This window comes from Bradyrhizobium sp. (assembly GCF_019244115.1).
Lineage (GTDB): Bacteria > Pseudomonadota > Alphaproteobacteria > Rhizobiales > Xanthobacteraceae > Bradyrhizobium.
Map to the genome: position 1 here is coordinate 18671 of NZ_JAFATE010000462.1, position 15263 is coordinate 33933.

At 64.5% G+C, this 15263-nt stretch carries 17 protein-coding genes; 7 read left to right on the forward strand and 10 right to left on the reverse strand.

What is annotated here, in order from left to right; genetic code table 11:
- The first annotated feature begins 25 nt into the window (after positions 1 to 25).
- The gene (locus tag JOZ76_RS20310; RefSeq protein WP_291701181.1) at positions 26 to 1165 is read left to right on the forward strand and encodes an amidohydrolase/deacetylase family metallohydrolase; all 1140 of its coding nucleotides are present in this window, start codon (positions 26 to 28) and stop codon (positions 1163 to 1165) included.
- A 279-nt stretch (positions 1166 to 1444) separates the two neighbouring features.
- Here JOZ76_RS20310 and JOZ76_RS20315 read toward each other — a convergent pair whose 3' ends face one another.
- Positions 1445 to 2215 carry a gamma-glutamyl-gamma-aminobutyrate hydrolase family protein gene (locus JOZ76_RS20315; protein ID WP_291701183.1) on the reverse strand — a complete coding sequence of 257 codons (771 nt, stop codon included), beginning with the start codon at positions 2213 to 2215 and terminating at the stop codon, positions 1445 to 1447.
- A gap of 229 nt (positions 2216 to 2444) precedes the next feature.
- Here JOZ76_RS20315 and JOZ76_RS20320 point away from each other — a divergent pair, with 229 nt between their 5' ends.
- A complete protein-coding gene (locus tag JOZ76_RS20320) occupies positions 2445 to 3566 on the forward strand; it encodes an AI-2E family transporter (RefSeq protein ID WP_291701185.1) in 1122 nt (373 codons plus the stop codon).
- Here JOZ76_RS20320 and JOZ76_RS20325 read toward each other — a convergent pair.
- From JOZ76_RS20325 to JOZ76_RS20350, 6 genes are all read right to left on the reverse strand, one after another.
- Positions 3563 to 3865, reverse strand: coding sequence for an antibiotic biosynthesis monooxygenase family protein (locus tag JOZ76_RS20325; RefSeq protein WP_291701187.1), 303 nt, complete (start codon positions 3863 to 3865; stop codon positions 3563 to 3565). The genes JOZ76_RS20320 and JOZ76_RS20325 overlap by 4 nt on opposite strands.
- 98 nt (positions 3866 to 3963) lie before the next feature.
- Positions 3964 to 4197, reverse strand: a complete 234-nt coding sequence (locus tag JOZ76_RS20330; protein ID WP_291701189.1) for a hypothetical protein — start codon at positions 4195 to 4197, stop codon at positions 3964 to 3966.
- Between the two features lie 54 nt (positions 4198 to 4251).
- A complete protein-coding gene (locus JOZ76_RS20335) occupies positions 4252 to 5469 on the reverse strand; it encodes a GGDEF domain-containing protein (RefSeq protein ID WP_291701191.1) in 1218 nt (405 codons plus the stop codon).
- 252 nt (positions 5470 to 5721) lie between these two features.
- The gene (rpsI, locus tag JOZ76_RS20340; RefSeq protein WP_291701193.1) at positions 5722 to 6210 is read right to left on the reverse strand and encodes a 30S ribosomal protein S9; all 489 of its coding nucleotides are present in this window, start codon (positions 6208 to 6210) and stop codon (positions 5722 to 5724) included.
- A 1-nt stretch (position 6211) separates the two neighbouring features.
- On the reverse strand, positions 6212 to 6676 hold the full coding sequence (gene rplM / locus JOZ76_RS20345) for a 50S ribosomal protein L13 (protein ID WP_291701195.1): 465 nt from the start codon (positions 6674 to 6676) through the stop codon (positions 6212 to 6214).
- Positions 6677 to 6835: 159 nt separating this feature from the next.
- Positions 6836 to 7264, reverse strand: coding sequence for a PaaI family thioesterase (locus tag JOZ76_RS20350; protein ID WP_291701197.1), 429 nt, complete (start codon positions 7262 to 7264; stop codon positions 6836 to 6838).
- Positions 7265 to 7334: 70 nt separating this feature from the next.
- Between JOZ76_RS20350 and JOZ76_RS20355 the strand changes: the two genes are divergently transcribed.
- From JOZ76_RS20355 to JOZ76_RS20365, 3 genes are all read left to right on the forward strand, one after another.
- Positions 7335 to 8156 (forward strand): enoyl-CoA hydratase, encoded by an 822-nt coding sequence (locus JOZ76_RS20355; RefSeq protein ID WP_291701199.1) that lies wholly within the window; start codon positions 7335 to 7337, stop codon positions 8154 to 8156.
- A 151-nt stretch (positions 8157 to 8307) separates the two neighbouring features.
- Positions 8308 to 8892, forward strand: coding sequence for a CoA-binding protein (locus JOZ76_RS20360; RefSeq protein ID WP_291701201.1), 585 nt, complete (start codon positions 8308 to 8310; stop codon positions 8890 to 8892).
- Between the two features lie 150 nt (positions 8893 to 9042).
- Positions 9043 to 10320 (forward strand): O-acetylhomoserine aminocarboxypropyltransferase, encoded by a 1278-nt coding sequence (locus JOZ76_RS20365; RefSeq protein ID WP_291701203.1) that lies wholly within the window; start codon positions 9043 to 9045, stop codon positions 10318 to 10320.
- 189 nt (positions 10321 to 10509) lie between these two features.
- Here the strand turns inward: JOZ76_RS20365 and JOZ76_RS20370 are convergent, their stop codons facing one another.
- Positions 10510 to 11352, reverse strand: coding sequence for a flagellin protein (locus JOZ76_RS20370; RefSeq protein ID WP_291701206.1), 843 nt, complete (start codon positions 11350 to 11352; stop codon positions 10510 to 10512).
- 249 nt (positions 11353 to 11601) lie between these two features.
- On the opposite strand from JOZ76_RS20370, the gene JOZ76_RS20375 reads away from it, so the two are divergent.
- Positions 11602 to 11970: a hypothetical protein gene (locus tag JOZ76_RS20375; RefSeq protein WP_291701208.1), complete on the forward strand. Its 369-nt coding sequence runs from the start codon at positions 11602 to 11604 to the stop codon at positions 11968 to 11970.
- Between the two features lie 130 nt (positions 11971 to 12100).
- On the opposite strand, the gene JOZ76_RS20380 is transcribed toward JOZ76_RS20375, so the two are convergent.
- Both JOZ76_RS20380 and JOZ76_RS20385 read right to left on the reverse strand, forming a co-directional pair.
- A complete protein-coding gene (locus tag JOZ76_RS20380) occupies positions 12101 to 13396 on the reverse strand; it encodes an MFS transporter (protein WP_291701211.1) in 1296 nt (431 codons plus the stop codon).
- Complete coding sequence (locus tag JOZ76_RS20385) at positions 13380 to 14732, reverse strand: LLM class flavin-dependent oxidoreductase (RefSeq protein WP_291701213.1); 1353 nt, start codon at positions 14730 to 14732, stop codon at positions 13380 to 13382. The genes JOZ76_RS20380 and JOZ76_RS20385 overlap by 17 nt, the downstream gene beginning before the upstream one ends.
- A 123-nt stretch (positions 14733 to 14855) precedes the next feature.
- On the opposite strand from JOZ76_RS20385, the gene JOZ76_RS20390 reads away from it, so the two are divergent.
- Positions 14856 to 15263 (forward strand): class I SAM-dependent methyltransferase (locus JOZ76_RS20390; protein WP_291701215.1); only part of this gene is annotated, 408 nt, incomplete at its 3' end.

Genomic DNA, 15263 nt, shown 5'->3' on the forward strand with positions numbered 1-15263 from the left:
ACTCGAACAACAGGATAGTTGCACCATGGCCTACGACCTCGTTCTCAAAGGCGGCCATGTCATTGATCCCGCCCAGGACCTGGACGCGATCGCCGATGTTGCATTTGCCGACGGGCGCGTCGCCGCGATCGGACATGACATCAAGGCGATCGATGCGGCCGAAAGCCGCGATGTGAGCGGACGGTTTGTCGCGCCAGGCTTCATCGATCTGCATACCCACGTCTACTGGGGCGGCACGTCACTTGGGGTCGATCCGACGGATGCCGCCCGTCAAAGTGGCGTCACGACGCTGGTTGACGCCGGCAGCGCGGGGCCCGGCAACTTCCGCGGATTTCGCAAGCACGTCATCGAACCCAGCGAGCCTCGCGTTCTCGCTTATCTGCACGTTTCGTTTGCCGGCATATTCGCTTTTTCGAAGCGCATCATGGTCGGCGAGAGCGGCGACCTCCGATTGCTGAGCCCGGCCGATGCGATCGCCGTCGCCAATGAGCATCGAGACATCATCGTGGGGATCAAGGTCCGCGTGGGCCGCAATGCGAGCGGCTCGTCCGGCGTTGCGCCGCTCGACATCGCGCTGCAAGTGGCCGAGGAACTCGGTCTGCCGTTGATGGCTCACATCGACGAGCCGCCGCCGAGCTATGAGGACGTCTTGGACAGGCTCCGGCCCGGCGACGTTCTGACCCACTGTTTCCGCCCGTTTCCGAATTCGCCGGTGACCGGCCAGGGCGCGATCAAATCGGCGGTGCTCGAAGCGCGTCAGCGCGGGATTTTGTTCGATGTCGGCCACGGCATGGGTTCGTTCGCGTTCAAGACGGCACGGGCCATGCTCGCTGCAGGCTTCATGCCCGATACCATCTCGTCCGATCTTCATGTTCTCAATCTGGACGGGCCCGTCTTCGATCAGGCCACCACGCTTGCCAAATTCCTCAATCTGGGCACGCCGCTCGTCGAGGTCATACGCGCTACGACATCGAACGCCGCAGCCGCCATTCGCCGCCCCGAGCTCGGGACCCTGCGAACGGGCTCAGCCGGCGATGCGACGATCTTCTCGGTCCGCGAAGGCCGGTTTCCCCTGGTCGATTCGACCGGCGAGGAGATGATCGGGAGCAAGAAACTCCAGATCGACGGTGTCGTGCTCAGGGGCGGCTGGTGGCATCCGGCCTAGGCATCCGGCCAGCCGAGCCGCGCGCTCTGCACGCGGATCGACGCAACACCAAGGCGCTCCTCGCGGGCGCTGTTTCGTTTGTACCAGCTGTGGAGGTCGTAAGGCGCACCGGTACGAAGCCAAGAGAGAGTGTTGCCGTGGAGGGGCTGGATTGCTTCGCTACGCTCGCAATGACGGAGCTTGCATATCGAGCGGCACCCTCACCGCGTCGTCAACGCCGAAGCAATCCTGAGGCGCCCTGCGCGCATCCGCTCCCCTCACCGGCCGGACGAAATCAACCTACGCCGCCTTGGCGCGGGCAAGCAGAGCCTCGCCGAAGGCCACAAACAGCGCGCGGTTGATCGGATTGCGCTGCGGGTCATATTCGGCGTGCCACTGCACGCCGAGCGCGAAGGTCGAGGCTTCGGCAATCCGGATCGCCTCGATGGTGCCGTCTTCCGCGATGCCCTCGATCACGACGCGCCTGCCCGGCTGCAAAATGCCCTGGCCGTGCAGCGAGTTCACGCGAATCTTATCGCAGCCGAGAATGGTCGCGAATGCTCCGCCGGGTGTCAGCGCGACCTCGTGGCGATCGGCAAAGATCACCTTGGGATCGGGATGAATCTCGCCGTTTTCCAGCCTGGGCATGCGGTGGTTCATGCGCCCGGGGATCTCGCGGATTTCCGGATGCAGCGAGCCGCCGAAGGCGACGTTCATCTCCTGCAGGCCACGACAGATGCCGAACAGCGGCACGCCGCGTTCGACGCAAGCTTCCGACAATCTGAGCGCGACCTCGTCGCGGTAGATGTCGTAGGGCTCGTGCTTGGGGTTGGGCACGGTGTTGAAGCGCGTCGGATGCACATTGGCGCGCGCCCCCGTCAGTACGATGCCGTCGACCACGTCCAGCAGCGCGGCGATATCGGTGATGTCGGGCTCGCCTGCGAACATCAGCGGCAGTGCGCCTGCGACTTCCGCGACCGCGCGCAGGTTTCGCTCCCCCACCGCCTGCACCGTAAATCTGTTCTCGATGCGATGGGCGTTCCCGATCACACCGACCACCGGCTTCCTCATCTCTCCTTGTCCGCCTTCGAGCCCTAGCAAATCATTCTACGATCATGCCCGCGGACGGGTCGCGGATCAACATCCCTCGATGCGGGGAAGGAATGCTGTTTTCGCCAATCCGGTGGCCTCGAGCCTGCCGCGGCGTCAAAGGAGCGCGGCCGTCCGGCTTGATCGCGGGGCCCATTTGCCGGAAGAGTGGGACCGGATCCTTGCGAGGACGCAACCGAAAGGACGTGATGTGACAATTCCGGCCAAGGAGCGCCTGCAGGCGCGCAGCGATCTGGCCTGGGCGATCGCGGTGGGCGGCATCGGCATTGTGCTGTTCGCGGCGCTTCTTACGTTCACCTGGACCTTTGCGACGGCGCTGTTTTTGATGTTCGCCGGCATCCTGCTCGGGGTCACGCTCAATGCGATGACGGGCCGCCTGGGGCAGCTGGTCAAGCTGCCGCATCCGCTGCGGCTGGTCATCGTCTGCCTGATCCTCGCCGCGCTGCTGGCCGGCGTGGTGTATCTCGGCGGCGCCACCATCGCGGACCAGGCGAAGGCGCTGAGCAACACCATCAAGTCGCAGCTCGGCAATGCCAAGGCATTCCTCGACCAGCACGGCATCGACACCAATTATTTCGGCCTCGGCAACGCGGCCACGAACGCGACGGACAGCCAGGGCGCGCAGCAGTCCGGCCAGGGATTGCCGCGCAACCTGCCGAGCGCGGGCGAGCTTGCCTCCTCCGGGGGTGCGATCGTGAGCCAGACGCTCAAATTGCTGCTTGGCACGGTCAGCGCCGTCGGCAACTTCTTCATCGTGCTGTTTTTGGGCCTTGCCTTTGCGGCCCAGCCGTCGGTCTATCACGACGGGCTGATCTTCATGGCTCCGGCAAAATACCGCGACGAAGCCACCGTCATCATCGATCGCATCGGCGAGACGCTGGAGCGCTGGCTGATCGCGCAGATCATCGTGATGTTCGTGGTATTCGCGGCGACCTGGATCGGGCTTGCGATCATCGGCATCCAGAGCTCGTTCATCCTCGGCATTCAGGCCGGGCTCTTGGCCTTCATCCCGACGCTCGGCGCGATCATCGGCGGGCTCATCGTCGTGCTCGCGAGCCTGCCGTCAGGCTGGGTCGCCGGCGGCAGCGCCTTCGTGCTGTTCCTCGGCGTGCATGCGCTCGAGAGCTACATCGTCACACCGATCGTGCAGCGCCAGGCGCTCGACATTCCGCCCGCCACCCTGTTCGCCTTCCAGATCCTGCTCGGCATCGTGTTCGGCGTCTGGGGGCTGGCGCTCGCGCTGCCCTTGATGGCGATCGCCAAGGTGATGATCGACTATTTCAAGTCCGACGAGGCCGGCGCCCAGCTCTAGATCGCGGTCGTCACCACCGTCTCGGTGTGCTCGACCTCGGGAGGCGCTGCAAAATACTGTCCCACCAGTCCGCGCCACTCGGTAAAGTTCTCCGAGCCGCGGAAGTCCACCGTGTGGTTCTCCAGCGTCTCCCATTTCGCCATCAACCGATAGCGCTGCGGCTTCTCGATCGAGCGGTGCAGCTCGAAGCCATAGAAACCCTTGGAACGGCCGAAGGCGGCGCGCGCCTTCTCCACAGCGGCCTCAAAATCCTTTTCCGTGCCCGGCTTGACGTCGATCTGCGCGATTTCCGTGATCATGGGCTTGAGTCCTCCCTATTGTGGTCCGGCTATCTAGCCCGACCATCTGAAAAGAAAAAGGCGGCAAATGCCGCCTTTGCATCCCATGTTCCGGTCCGCTAGTGCCAGATCATGGCAAATCCGGCGACCATCAGCGCGACGCCTGCGACCATCACGGCCGGCCACGGCCCGCGCGAACGGGCATAGCGGCCCTGCGCGCGGCGCTCGGCGATCAGCGCGCTCTCATATTCGTCCGAGGTCGAGAACAGGCAGGCAAAGCCCGTGCGAGCGGAGGTCTCGTCCGCTTCGAGCGACAGGTGCGCAGTGTGCGTGCTTTTCCGATTCCAGTTCATGTCCTGATGATCGGCGCGAATGGTAAACGGAGGCTTACCATTTGGCCCCGGACATCATGCAATCGCCGGCCGCGAGCGCGACGACGACGGATGTCCAGCGGCCGCACGGCGCCAGTTTTCCAGCGACAGCGGCAACTCGGCTGCGGCCTCGACCCGGTTGCGGCCGCCGCGCTTGGCCTGATAGAGCGCGGTGTCGGCCGCGGCCAATAACACCTCGAGCTCGGTGCCGGCGGGGCCGCCGGCAACGCCGATCGAGACCGTGGTGTCGACCGGCCCCTCGTCGGAGACGATGCCGCTCGCCGCGAAGACCTCGCGGACCCGCTCCGCCACGATCAGACCTTCCTCCAGCGCGCAGGGCAGCAGGGCGGCAAATTCCTCGCCGCCGACCCTCCCGGAGAGGTCGGTGATGCGCAGATTGTTCTGCACCACCGCCGCGAACAGTTTGAGGATCTCATCCCCCGCCGGGTGGCCAAAGCGGTCATTGATCGACTTGAAATGGTCGATGTCGAAGATCATCACGGTCGCGGGTCGCCCGGCCGTCGCCTCGCGCTCGATCACGCGCGCGCAGGCCTCGGCAAAGCCGCGGCGGTTGAACAGGCCGGTCAGGGGATCGACCGATGCCGCGGTCTTGTGCGCGCTCACCGTGCGCTCGGTCACCAGCATGAAGATCAGGAACACGGTACCGACGGCATAGAGCACGAGCTCGACGGCGAACACGGTGATCCAGATGCTGCTGGCAAAGTTCGGATCGTGCGGATGGAAGAGGTCGCCGAGCAGGATCGGCAGCATCAGCACAAAACCGTGCAGCACCGGCACCACCACGGCCGGCCAGCGCTGTTTCATTGCCTTGCGCCGTTCCGACCACAATTCGGCGGCCGTGAGCGCGGCATAGAATGCGATGATCGCCGCACCGATCGTCATGCGCAGGACCGGCGCGACCGGTCCGAGCGCCATGGAACTGGCGATCCAGGCGACCGGTCCGAGCGCCATGCCCTGAAAATTGGGCTTGCGGCCGCGGAAGATGCGGGCCGCATTCCACACCATGCCGCAGGCGAGGAATCCGGCCGCATTGAGCAGCAGCTGGGCGATACCGCCGATCAGCTGGCCGCCCAGGGTCCATGCCGCAACCGAAGCGGCGCCGAGCAGATAGGCGCTGCCCCACCAGGTCAGCGCCTGACTGTCCTCCTGCCTGCCGAAGAACAGCAGCATGGCTCCCAGCAGCGCCGCGAGCATCGCGGCGACGAAATACAGTGTCATACTGTCGAGCGACATCGGTCACCCCAAGCAAGTCACAGAAGCGGCGTGATCAGCTTTAAGCCCTTGCGAGCACGCTGCGCGCCCTTTTCCAAGTCTGCACTCTAAGGAGGGGCGCGTTCGAAATCCGTTTGTTCGGCGCGGCAAGTTTGCCCGAAAAAACTGCGTTAACTTGTCTATAAAGGCGTCGCAAAAACAAAGGGCGCCGAATGCCGGCGCCCTTGTTTTGCAATGCCTTGCCGCGCGTTGCGGCGAATTGGCGCGAAGCGATTAACGCTTCGAGAACTGGAACGAGCGGCGGGCCTTCGCCTTGCCGTACTTCTTGCGCTCGACGGTGCGGGAGTCGCGGGTGAGAAAGCCGCCCTTCTTCAGCGCGCCGCGCAGGTCGGGCTCGAAATTGGTCAGCGCCTTGGAAATGCCGTGGCGCACCGCACCGGCCTGGCCGGAGAGCCCACCGCCCGCGACCGTGCAGATCACGTCATACTGGCCGGAGCGGCCGGCCGCGACCAGCGGCTGCTGGATCATCATCCGCAGCACCGGCCGGGCGAAATAGATCTCGACCTCGCGGCTGTTGACCATGACCTTGCCGGGGCCCGGCCTGATCCAGACGCGGGCGACCGCGTCCTTGCGCTTGCCGGTGGCATAGGCGCGGCCGAGCTTGTCGACCTTCTTGATATAGGTCGGCCGGTCCGAGGCGGACGCGGATGCAGCTGGCTTGAGCTGCGACAATTGATCGAGCGATTGGATGGTTTCGGCCATGTTATGCGGCCCTCATGTTCTTGCGGTTCAGCTTGGCGATGTCGAGCTTTTCCGGGCTCTGCGCCTCGTGCGGATGGTCCGGGCCGCCATAGACGCGCAGATTGCCCATCTGCATCCGGCCGAGCGGCCCGCGCGGGATCATGCGCTCCACCGCCTTTTCCACGACGCGCTCGGGATAGCGGCCCTCAAGGATCTGGCGCGCGGTGCGCTCCTTGACGTGGCCGACATAGCCGGTGTGCTTGTAATAGACCTTCTGTTCGCGCTTGCGGCCGGTCAGCACCGCATGTGCCGCGTTGATGATGATGACGTTGTCGCCGCAATCGACGTGGGGCGTGTAGGTCGGAAGGTGCTTGCCGCGCAGCCGCATGGCGACGAGCGAAGCGAGCCGGCCGACCACCAGACCCTTGGCGTCGATCAGCACCCACTTCTTCGTCACCTCGGCAGGTTTTGCCGAAAAGGTTTTCATTGGAGCGTTCCGTGAAAGGGAGAATCTCGGCCGCAAAGGGCAGCCGAACTTGCGCGGGTTTCTAGAGAACGGCGCGTTGTCCGTCAACGCTTATGTCGGAACGGAATATAAATGAAAACAATGACTTACAATAACGGTATTATATCACCTGCAAAATCTTCATTGATTCGGAATGGAATAGGTCGAGGTCACATGGGCGATCGGATCGGCTGATGCATCCGAAAACAGGTTCACCTCGCCGACCGCAAGCCGCTTGCCGAGCTTCAGCAGCCTGCCGACTGCGGTGATGTCCTGCCCGGGCGAACCCTTGCGCAGGAAATTGATGTTGAGATTGGTGGTGACGGCAAGTGCAACCGGTCCGATCGCCGACAGGATCACGACATACATGGCGAAGTCCGCGAGCGCCATCAGTGTCGGCCCGGACACCGTGCCGCCCGGTCGCAGCATCTTGTCGCTAAAACGCTGGCGCAGGCGACAGGTCGCACCGTCGGCCGCCTCGATCGTGATGTCACCGTCGCTGAACGCCTGCGGAAACACCTCGCGGAGGAAGGCCTCGATTTCCGCCGCATTCATTTTGGCCGCTTCCATGTCGTCCCCTGCCCTCGCTTTGTGCTGCCGCCCGCATTAAATTCATCTCCAGACGCAAATGGAAGCGCCGATGTCCCTCACCGCACGAGCCCCGACGCCAGAGCAGCTGATCCTGCTGCGCGAACAGGTCGGCCAGATCACCGTGCTGACGCTGAACCGTCCGGCGCAGCGCAACAGCCTTTCGGAAGCGCTGATCGCGCGCCTGCATGCCGCGCTCACTGAGATCGCCGATGACGGAACCGTTCGTGCTGTCGTCGTCGCGGCCAACGGCCCGGCCTTCTGCGCCGGACACGATCTGAAGGAGTTGTCCGCGCGCCGCGCCGATGCCGACCGTGGCCGCGCCTATTTCGCAAAACTCATGAACGCCTGCAGCACGATGATGCAGGCGATCGTCCATTTGCCGCAGCCGGTGGTCGCCGCCGTCCAGGGCATTGCGACCGCGGCCGGCTGCCAGCTCGTGGCAAGCTGCGATCTGGCGGTCGCATCCGAGGCCGCGGGCTTTGCGACGCCGGGTGTCGATATCGGTCTGTTCTGTTCGACGCCGATGGTCGCGCTGTCGCGCAACGTGCCGCGCAAGCAGGCTCTGGAGATGCTCTTGACCGGCGAGCCGATCTCCGCGGCGCGTGGGCGCGAGATCGGGCTCGTTAATCGCGTCGTGACCGCGGGCACCGAGCGGGCCGAGGCCATTGCGCTCGCCGAAAAGGTCGCGCTGAAATCGGCCTATACGGTCAAGCTCGGCAAGGCTGCGTTCTATCGCCAGGCTGAGATGGATCTTGCCGCGGCCTATCGCTATGCGGCGGAGGTGATGACCGACAACATGATGGCACGCGACGCCGAGGAAGGCATCTGCGCCTTCATCGAAAAGCGCGTGCCGACCTGGAAGGATGAATAGTGAAGCGGGCGCAAATCCATCCCCTCATCCCCAGGGAGCGGCGTCCTCGCCGCGTCTCGAAGGAGGCCAAGGCTCGGGCCTCATGGTTCGAGACGCGCGCAAGGGCGCGCTCCTCACCATGAGGGGTAACATCGAACATGATCGAACATCGATGAATCACGATACCTATTCCGACGACTATATCCGCGGCATCCTCAACTCCGTGAAGGTGATCGCGATGGTCGGCGCCTCGCCGGTCGACGCGCGGCCTAGCTATTTTGCTTTCAAATATCTGGTGCAGCGCGGCTATGACATGATCCCGGTCAATCCCGGCCATGTCGGCAAGACCCTGCTCGGCCGGCCTTTTGTCGCCTCGCTCGGGGATATCGGCCGGCCGTTCGACATGATCGACATCTTCCGCTCATCCGCCCACATCATGCCGGTCGTCGACGAGGCGCTGACAACAGCGCCGCTGCCAAAGGTGATCTGGATGCAGCTCGGCGCGCGCGACGATGCGGCCGCCGCGAAAGCGGAAGCCGCGGGGATCAAGGTCGTGATGAACCGCTGCCCAAAGATCGAATATGGCAGGCTGTCGTCAGAGATTTCCTGGATGGGCGTCAATTCGCGCACCATCAGCGCCAAGCGCGCGCCGATCCCGACGCAAGGCATGCGGCTGTCGCTCAATCGCACGAGCCTCGGCGGGGCGGCGACCACGGCCGCGGATCGCGCCGCGAAAAACAAGACCGAGTCGTCCTGAAGCAAAGGCGAAACGATCATTTCGAGCGCGCGACGAAACGCAGCGCGCCTTTCCAATGTCGCTTGGCGCCGACCGACGCGCCTTGACGCAAGCCGCCTCTGCCGCGATTGTCTGCCCGTCAAAGGACAGGCCATTGCAGAGGACGACAGAATGACCGATCGGCTACCGGGATTTTCCACGCTTGCCGTGCATGCCGGGGCGCAGCCCGACCCCACCACCGGCGCGCGCGCAACGCCGATCTATCAGACCACGTCCTTCGTCTTCAACGACGCCGACCATGCCGCCTCGCTGTTCGGCCTGCAGGCGTTCGGCAACATCTATACGCGAATCGGGAATCCTACCAATGCGGTGCTGGAGGAGCGCGTCGCGGCGCTGGAAGGCGGCACCGCGGCGCTGGTGGTGGCCTCCGGCCACGCCGCGCAGGTGGTCGTGCTGCAGCAGCTCTTGAAACCCGGCGACGAGTTCATCGCCGCGCGAAAACTCTATGGCGGCTCGATCAACCAGTTCACCCACGCCTTCAAGAGTTTCGGCTGGAACGTGGTGTGGGCCGACACCGATGACATTGGAAGTTTTGAGCGCGCGGTGACGCCGCACACCAAGGCGATCTTCACGGAATCGATCGCCAATCCCGGCGGCACCGTCACCGATATCGAGGCGATCGCGGCGGTGGCGCGCAAGGCCGGCGTGCCGCTGATCGTCGACAACACGCTGGCCACGCCCTATCTGATCCGCCCGATCGATCACGGCGCCGACATCGTCGTTCACTCGCTGACCAAGTTTTTGGGCGGCCACGGCAACTCGATCGGCGGCGTCATCGTCGATGCCGGCACTTTTGACTGGTCGCGGGACAACAAGTATCCGATGCTGTCAGAGCCGCGGCCGGAATATCATGGCATCAAGATCCACGAGACCTTTGGCAATTTCGCTTTTGCGATCGCCTGCCGGGTGCTCGGCCTGCGCGACCTCGGGCCGGCGCTGTCGCCGTTCAACGCCTTCATGATCCTGACCGGCATCGAGACGCTGCCGCTGCGCATGCAGAAGCATTGCGATAATGCGAAGGCGGTGGCCGAATATCTCGCCGGCCATCCGGCGGTCGCGTCCGTTAATTATGCGGGGCTGGAGGGCGACAAATATCACAGTGTCGCGCGAAAATACTGCCCGAAGGGCGCGGGCGCGGTGTTCACCTTCTCGCTCAAGGGCGGCTTTGACGCGGGCGTCAAACTGGTGTCGAACCTCAAACTGTTCTCGCATCTGGCCAATGTCGGCGACACCCGCTCGCTGGTGATCCATCCGGCGTCCACCACGCACAGCCAGCTCGACGACGCCGCCAAGGTCAAGGCCGGCGCCGGCCCCGACATCGTGCGGCTGTCGATCGGGATCGAGGACAAGGAGGATCTGATCGCCGATCTCGAACAGGCGCTGGCTTGAGAAGAATCTGCTGAGTTCACCCACAGCGCCGCCGCAAGGTGCGCCCCTCTCCCCGCTTGCGAGGTTTGGGGTGAGGGGGATTCTCCACATTGGAGATCGCGGGGAGGCCCCCTCACCCGCCGCGCAAGAGCGCGGCGACCTCTCCCCGCAAGCGGGGAGAGGTGAAGACCTCCGCTGGCACTTGATATGCTAACTTCCCTGCCCGAAAAAGTTCGAGCGGTTCAACAGCCGCAAGATGCTGGTCTGCGATTCCTGGGCGAGCGCGAGTGCGGAGGTTGCGATCGCCTGGCGCGTCGCCAAGGCGAGGCTGTTGGCGGCCTCCTCGCTGGTGGTCGCCGCGCGCGTGGGCGAGGGGCTGACATCGAGCATGCTCTGCAGAGTGGCGAAAAACAGCTGACGGCTGCGAACCGTCGCAAGGTTTGCGGCGATCGTCTGGGCCTGGGTCCGCAGCACCGCATTCGCGGCCCGCAGCGCCGCGAGAACGGTCTCGGCGGCCGGTGCGAGGTCGGTGCCAGGCGCGAGCGGCGCGAGGCCGAGACCGGCCGCGTCGCAGACCGAGCCGCCCATCGCGAGCATCGATGTCCCGGTCTCGTCGAAGGCGAGCGTCAGCGTATCGCCCATCAGAAGATTGACGCCGCCACGGAGGGCATCGCGCGCAACCCCGTCGATCTGCCCCAGCACCGTGTTGTGCTGCACGACAAGGCTGGCGAGCAGGGCCCGCAGTGCGGGCTCGGGCTCGCTGACGACCCCCTTCGTGACCTCAAACGCATGGCTGGCCTCGCGCATCAGTTCGGCAATCGCACAGCCGACGCGCGTCCATTTTTGTAGCGACGCGATGCCGTCGCTTGCGGCTTGCAGGATGTCGGCGGCGCTGGCGAGCTCGCGCAGCATATCGTCGATGCGGGCAGCGCGGTCGACCGATGGCGCGGACGAAGCGGACGGTTGGTCCCGCGGCGTCGCGTCGCGCTCGGGCTCGGCGACCGGCACAACCTCGCGCGGCACCGCCGGTTTGGACGGCGTTTTGAGGGACAAACGAGGCCGCCGCACGGAGACCGAAACCGCAACATCGGACATATCAAAAACCTTCCTGGTTCGATCCCCAAAGAGTCCGTAAGAACACGGGGTTTGGTATTATCGTGCTGAGGATCGCGGTAACATGGTAGATGACTTTTAAGAAAACATGAACAGAGTACCGTCCGCGTCATCAGCGCGTTAACCATCGCTCCAGCTTGGCTTGCGATGCTGCGGCAAAGCCGGTCGTCGGTGATTCGGAGGTGTTCGATGTCACGCCCAACAGTCCTCGTGCTGGCCGCCCTCGCCGCGAGCGGGCCCGCCTTCGCCGCGGACCAATTGGCTGTCCATCACAAGACGGCGCATGCGGCGAGGCTATTGCCAGCCGGGCTGCCGCGCCCACACTACAGCTACCGCACCACGATTGCCCCGCCGACGGCCGTCGTGGTCGAGCGCGATCCCGACGCGCTGATCTCGCCGAGCCTTTCCACGCCGATCCTGCTGCCGGGCTCCTCGACCCTGCCCGGTTATTACGGCCGCCCGTTCGATTTCACCTATCAGGGCGCGTATTACGGCGGCCCGTACACACCCTACTTCGTCCGCCTGCCCTACGCCTGCGGCGTGCTCGGCTATTGCTGAGCTTCGCGCGATCAGGGCGTAGTGCGTAGGGTGTGCAAAGGCGCCTCGCGCCGTGCCCACCGGCAGTCGATCGCTGTGCGAGATGGTGGGCACGCTTCGCTTTGCCCGCCGTACACCTGAGATGCAGCGATCAGCGCTCAATCAGCAAACGCCGCCCGGGCTGCATCGTCAATGCAAGCAGCGCTCCGATGAGGAGCAAGCCGAGCGAGGCCAGAAACGGCAGATCCCAGCGGCCCGTCGCATCGATGATCCAGCCGAATGTAACCGGCGAGACCATCCCGGCGATTCCGAACCCGAGATTCATGAAGCCTGACGCGGTGCCGGAATATTCGGGTGTGATGTCCATCGGAACCGCCCAGATCGGGGCCACGATGAGCTCCGCAAAGAAAAACGCGCCGCCAAGGCAGGCCGCGATCACATAAAGGTCCTTGGCAAAGAAGATTGGCACCGTGCAGGCAAACGCACCGAGGAAGCCCAGCACGATGACGCCCGTGCGGGATAGCACGAGGCTTCCCGTTCGCTTCAGGATAACGTCCGAAAGCACACCGCCAACAGTATCGCCCACCACGCCGGCAAGCAGCACCGCCGAGGCGAAGAACGCCGCGTTCTTCAGATCGAGCTTGTACTCGTGCAGGAAGAACGACGGCATCCAGCTGATATAGACCCACAGCGTCCATCCATAACAGAAATCGGTCAGCGTCACCGGCAGCATCCGGATCAGCAGCCGTCGCCACGGCATGGATGTTCGTTTCGGATGCGGCTTCACGTCCGGCAGGACCTTGAGCTCGTCCGCGGTCACATACTTGTGGTCGCGGGGGTCATCGCGGAAATACGACGCCCACAACAGGACCCAGAGAAAGCTCGCGCTACCGACGATGAAGAACGACGTGCGCCACGAACCAAGCCCGATCAGAGCTGCGATCAGCGGCGGCGTCAGCGCGTTGCCAAGACGCGCGAAGGAATGCGTGATGCCGTGCGCCCAGCCGCGTCGAGCTTTGGACATCCAGGCCGACAGCGCGCGCGTCGCGGCCGGGAATGCACAGCCTTCCCCGATGCCGAGCAGGAGGCGCGCGGCGATCAGCGACGCGAACCCGCCGACCCATCCGGTCGCGACCGTCGCCAACGACCAGATCGCGCCGCAAACGATCAGCGTCAGCCGCGGCCCGAAGCGGTCGCTGACAAGACCACCAACGATCTGGAAGAAGGCATAGGGATACGCGAAAGCCGATATCGCGATGCCGAGGTCGCGGTTGGAAAGTTCGAGCTCTCGTTGGATCAGCGGGCCGGCCGTGGCGATGTTGACGCGGTCGATGTAGGTGATGAGGTACATCAGGCAGACGATGAACAGCACGAGCGATGTCGCCCTGACGAAGCGGACGGGGATTGCGGCGGCCTGCGTCTGGTCCATGTCATGCACCTTGATCATAGGGCATCGCCTCCGGTTGTCCGGAGCTGACCGCGGGGCGTGCCAGACCGAAATGCGAGCGCAACGTCTCGCCCCCATAGCCACGCCGGACCAGACCGCGCTGCTGGAGCAGCGGCAGCACCTCGGCGGTGAAAAGATCGAGCTGATGCGGCAGCACTGGCGGCATCAGGTTAAAGCCGTCGGCCGCCCCTCGCTCGAACCATGCCTGCATGACATCAGCGATCTTCTCCGGCGATCCGGCGAGCGTAAAATGCCCGCGCGCACCGGCGAGCTTGGCGAGCAGTTTTCGTAAGCTCGGCCGCTCCCGCGCCACCACGGCAACGACCGCCTCCATGCGGCTGCGCGAGGCTTCGTTCTTGCCTGGATCGGGGAAATCGCTCACCGACAACGGCGTGTCGAGAGGAAGATGCGAGAAGTCGAACCCGCCAAAACGCTGCGACAGCCTGGCGCGGCCGATTTCGGGATCGGAGAGCTCGTTGAGCGCCTCGGCATACTGCTCGGCCTCGGCGTCGGAGGCGCCGATGATGGGGCTCAGGCCCGGGAGGATCAGAACCTGGTCGGGGTGGCGGCCCTCGGCCGCGACCAGTTGCTTCAGTTCCGTGTAAAATGCCTTAGCGCTGACCTCGTCGAGATGCGCCGTGAACACGACCTCGGCATGGCGCGCCGCGAACCTTTTGCCGGTGTCGGACGCCCCGGCCTGCACGAACACCGGACGCCCCTGCGGCGAGCGCGGCATGTTGAGCGGCCCTTGCACCTGGTAATGCGCGCCCTTGTGCTTGATCGCCTTCACCCGCGTCCGGTCGGCATAGCGGCCGCCCAGGCGGTCGTCGAGCACGGCATCGTCGGCCCAACTGTCCCAGAGGGCCTTGACCACCGCCATGTACTCCTCGGCCCGCTCGTAGCGGTCGGCCAGGCCGATCTGCCCGGCGCCGCCAAAATTGCTGGCGGCCTGCGGCGCCCAGCTCGTGACGATGTTCCAGCCGATCCGGCCGCGGCTGATATGGTCGAGCGAGGCGAACTGACGGGCCAGGTTGTAGGGCTCGGTGTAGGTGGTCGAGCAGGTCGCAATCAGCCCGACGCGGCTGGTCGCCATGGCGAGCGCTGCGAGCGTCGTCAGCGGTTCGAGCCAGTTGAACGGCGTCCCCTCGACGTCGTTCCAGAGCCCGAGCACGTCGGCGAGAAAGATCGCATCAAAACAATGCGCCTCGGCCTTCTGCGCGAGCTCCACGGTGTAGTTGATGTCGGTCAGAGGGAGCGACGACGATTTCGGATGGCGCCAGGCCGCCTCATGGTGTCCGCGGCCCTGGATGAACAGGTTGAGATGCATCTGGCGCATCGCGCGATCCTCCGGTCCCGTTGATCGCCGCTGCACGGGCGCGCGTCCAGATCGACGGACGAATGATATAGCTTCGAAGGTACGCTGGTGCCAATATCGAAACCGCTTTCCACGGAGGTCATCATGCCCGATGGTCCGCAGGCTCACTGGGAGGCAGTCTATTCCCACAAGGGCGACCAGGAGGTCAGCTGGTTCCAGGAGAATCCGGAGCCTTCGCTGGAACTGATTGCGCATGCCGGCGCGACGCCTGCCTCAGGAATCATCGACATTGGCGGCGGCGCCTCGCGCCTGGTCGATGCACTGCTTTCGCGCGGCTTCAAGAATCTCAGCGTGCTCGACCTGTCGGAAGCCGCGCTGGCGAAGGCACGCGCGCGGCTTGGCGAGAGCGCGACCAAGGTGAGGTGGATCGCCGCCGATGTCACGACCTGGCAGCCGGAGGCTCGCTACGACCTCTGGCACGATCGCGCCGCGTTCCACTTTCTCACCGAGCCCGAAGGCCAGCGCGCCTATGTCGAACGGCTAAAGCTTGCA

Excerpts from the sequence above, each read along its gene's own strand:
- JOZ76_RS20335 (WP_291701191.1), bottom strand. The coding sequence starts at position 5,469 with ATGTCGCTCGACAGTATGACACTGTATTTCGTCGCCGCGATGCTCGCG.
- JOZ76_RS20315 (WP_291701183.1), bottom strand. The coding sequence starts at position 2,215 with ATGAGGAAGCCGGTGGTCGGTGTGATCGGGAACGCCCATCGCATCGAG.
- JOZ76_RS20310 (WP_291701181.1), top strand. The coding sequence starts at position 26 with ATGGCCTACGACCTCGTTCTCAAAGGCGGCCATGTCATTGATCCCGCC.
- JOZ76_RS20385 (WP_291701213.1), bottom strand. The coding sequence starts at position 14,732 with ATGCGCCAGATGCATCTCAACCTGTTCATCCAGGGCCGCGGACACCAT.
- rpsI (WP_291701193.1), bottom strand. The coding sequence starts at position 6,210 with ATGGCCGAAACCATCCAATCGCTCGATCAATTGTCGCAGCTCAAGCCA.
- JOZ76_RS20380 (WP_291701211.1), bottom strand. The coding sequence starts at position 13,396 with ATGATCAAGGTGCATGACATGGACCAGACGCAGGCCGCCGCAATCCCC.
- JOZ76_RS20365 (WP_291701203.1), top strand. The coding sequence starts at position 9,043 with ATGACCGATCGGCTACCGGGATTTTCCACGCTTGCCGTGCATGCCGGG.
- JOZ76_RS20350 (WP_291701197.1), bottom strand. The coding sequence starts at position 7,264 with ATGGAAGCGGCCAAAATGAATGCGGCGGAAATCGAGGCCTTCCTCCGC.
- JOZ76_RS20330 (WP_291701189.1), bottom strand. The coding sequence starts at position 4,197 with ATGAACTGGAATCGGAAAAGCACGCACACTGCGCACCTGTCGCTCGAA.
- JOZ76_RS20375 (WP_291701208.1), top strand. The coding sequence starts at position 11,602 with ATGTCACGCCCAACAGTCCTCGTGCTGGCCGCCCTCGCCGCGAGCGGG.
- JOZ76_RS20360 (WP_291701201.1), top strand. The coding sequence starts at position 8,308 with ATGAATCACGATACCTATTCCGACGACTATATCCGCGGCATCCTCAAC.
- rplM (WP_291701195.1), bottom strand. The coding sequence starts at position 6,676 with ATGAAAACCTTTTCGGCAAAACCTGCCGAGGTGACGAAGAAGTGGGTG.
- JOZ76_RS20325 (WP_291701187.1), bottom strand. The coding sequence starts at position 3,865 with ATGATCACGGAAATCGCGCAGATCGACGTCAAGCCGGGCACGGAAAAG.
- JOZ76_RS20355 (WP_291701199.1), top strand. The coding sequence starts at position 7,335 with ATGTCCCTCACCGCACGAGCCCCGACGCCAGAGCAGCTGATCCTGCTG.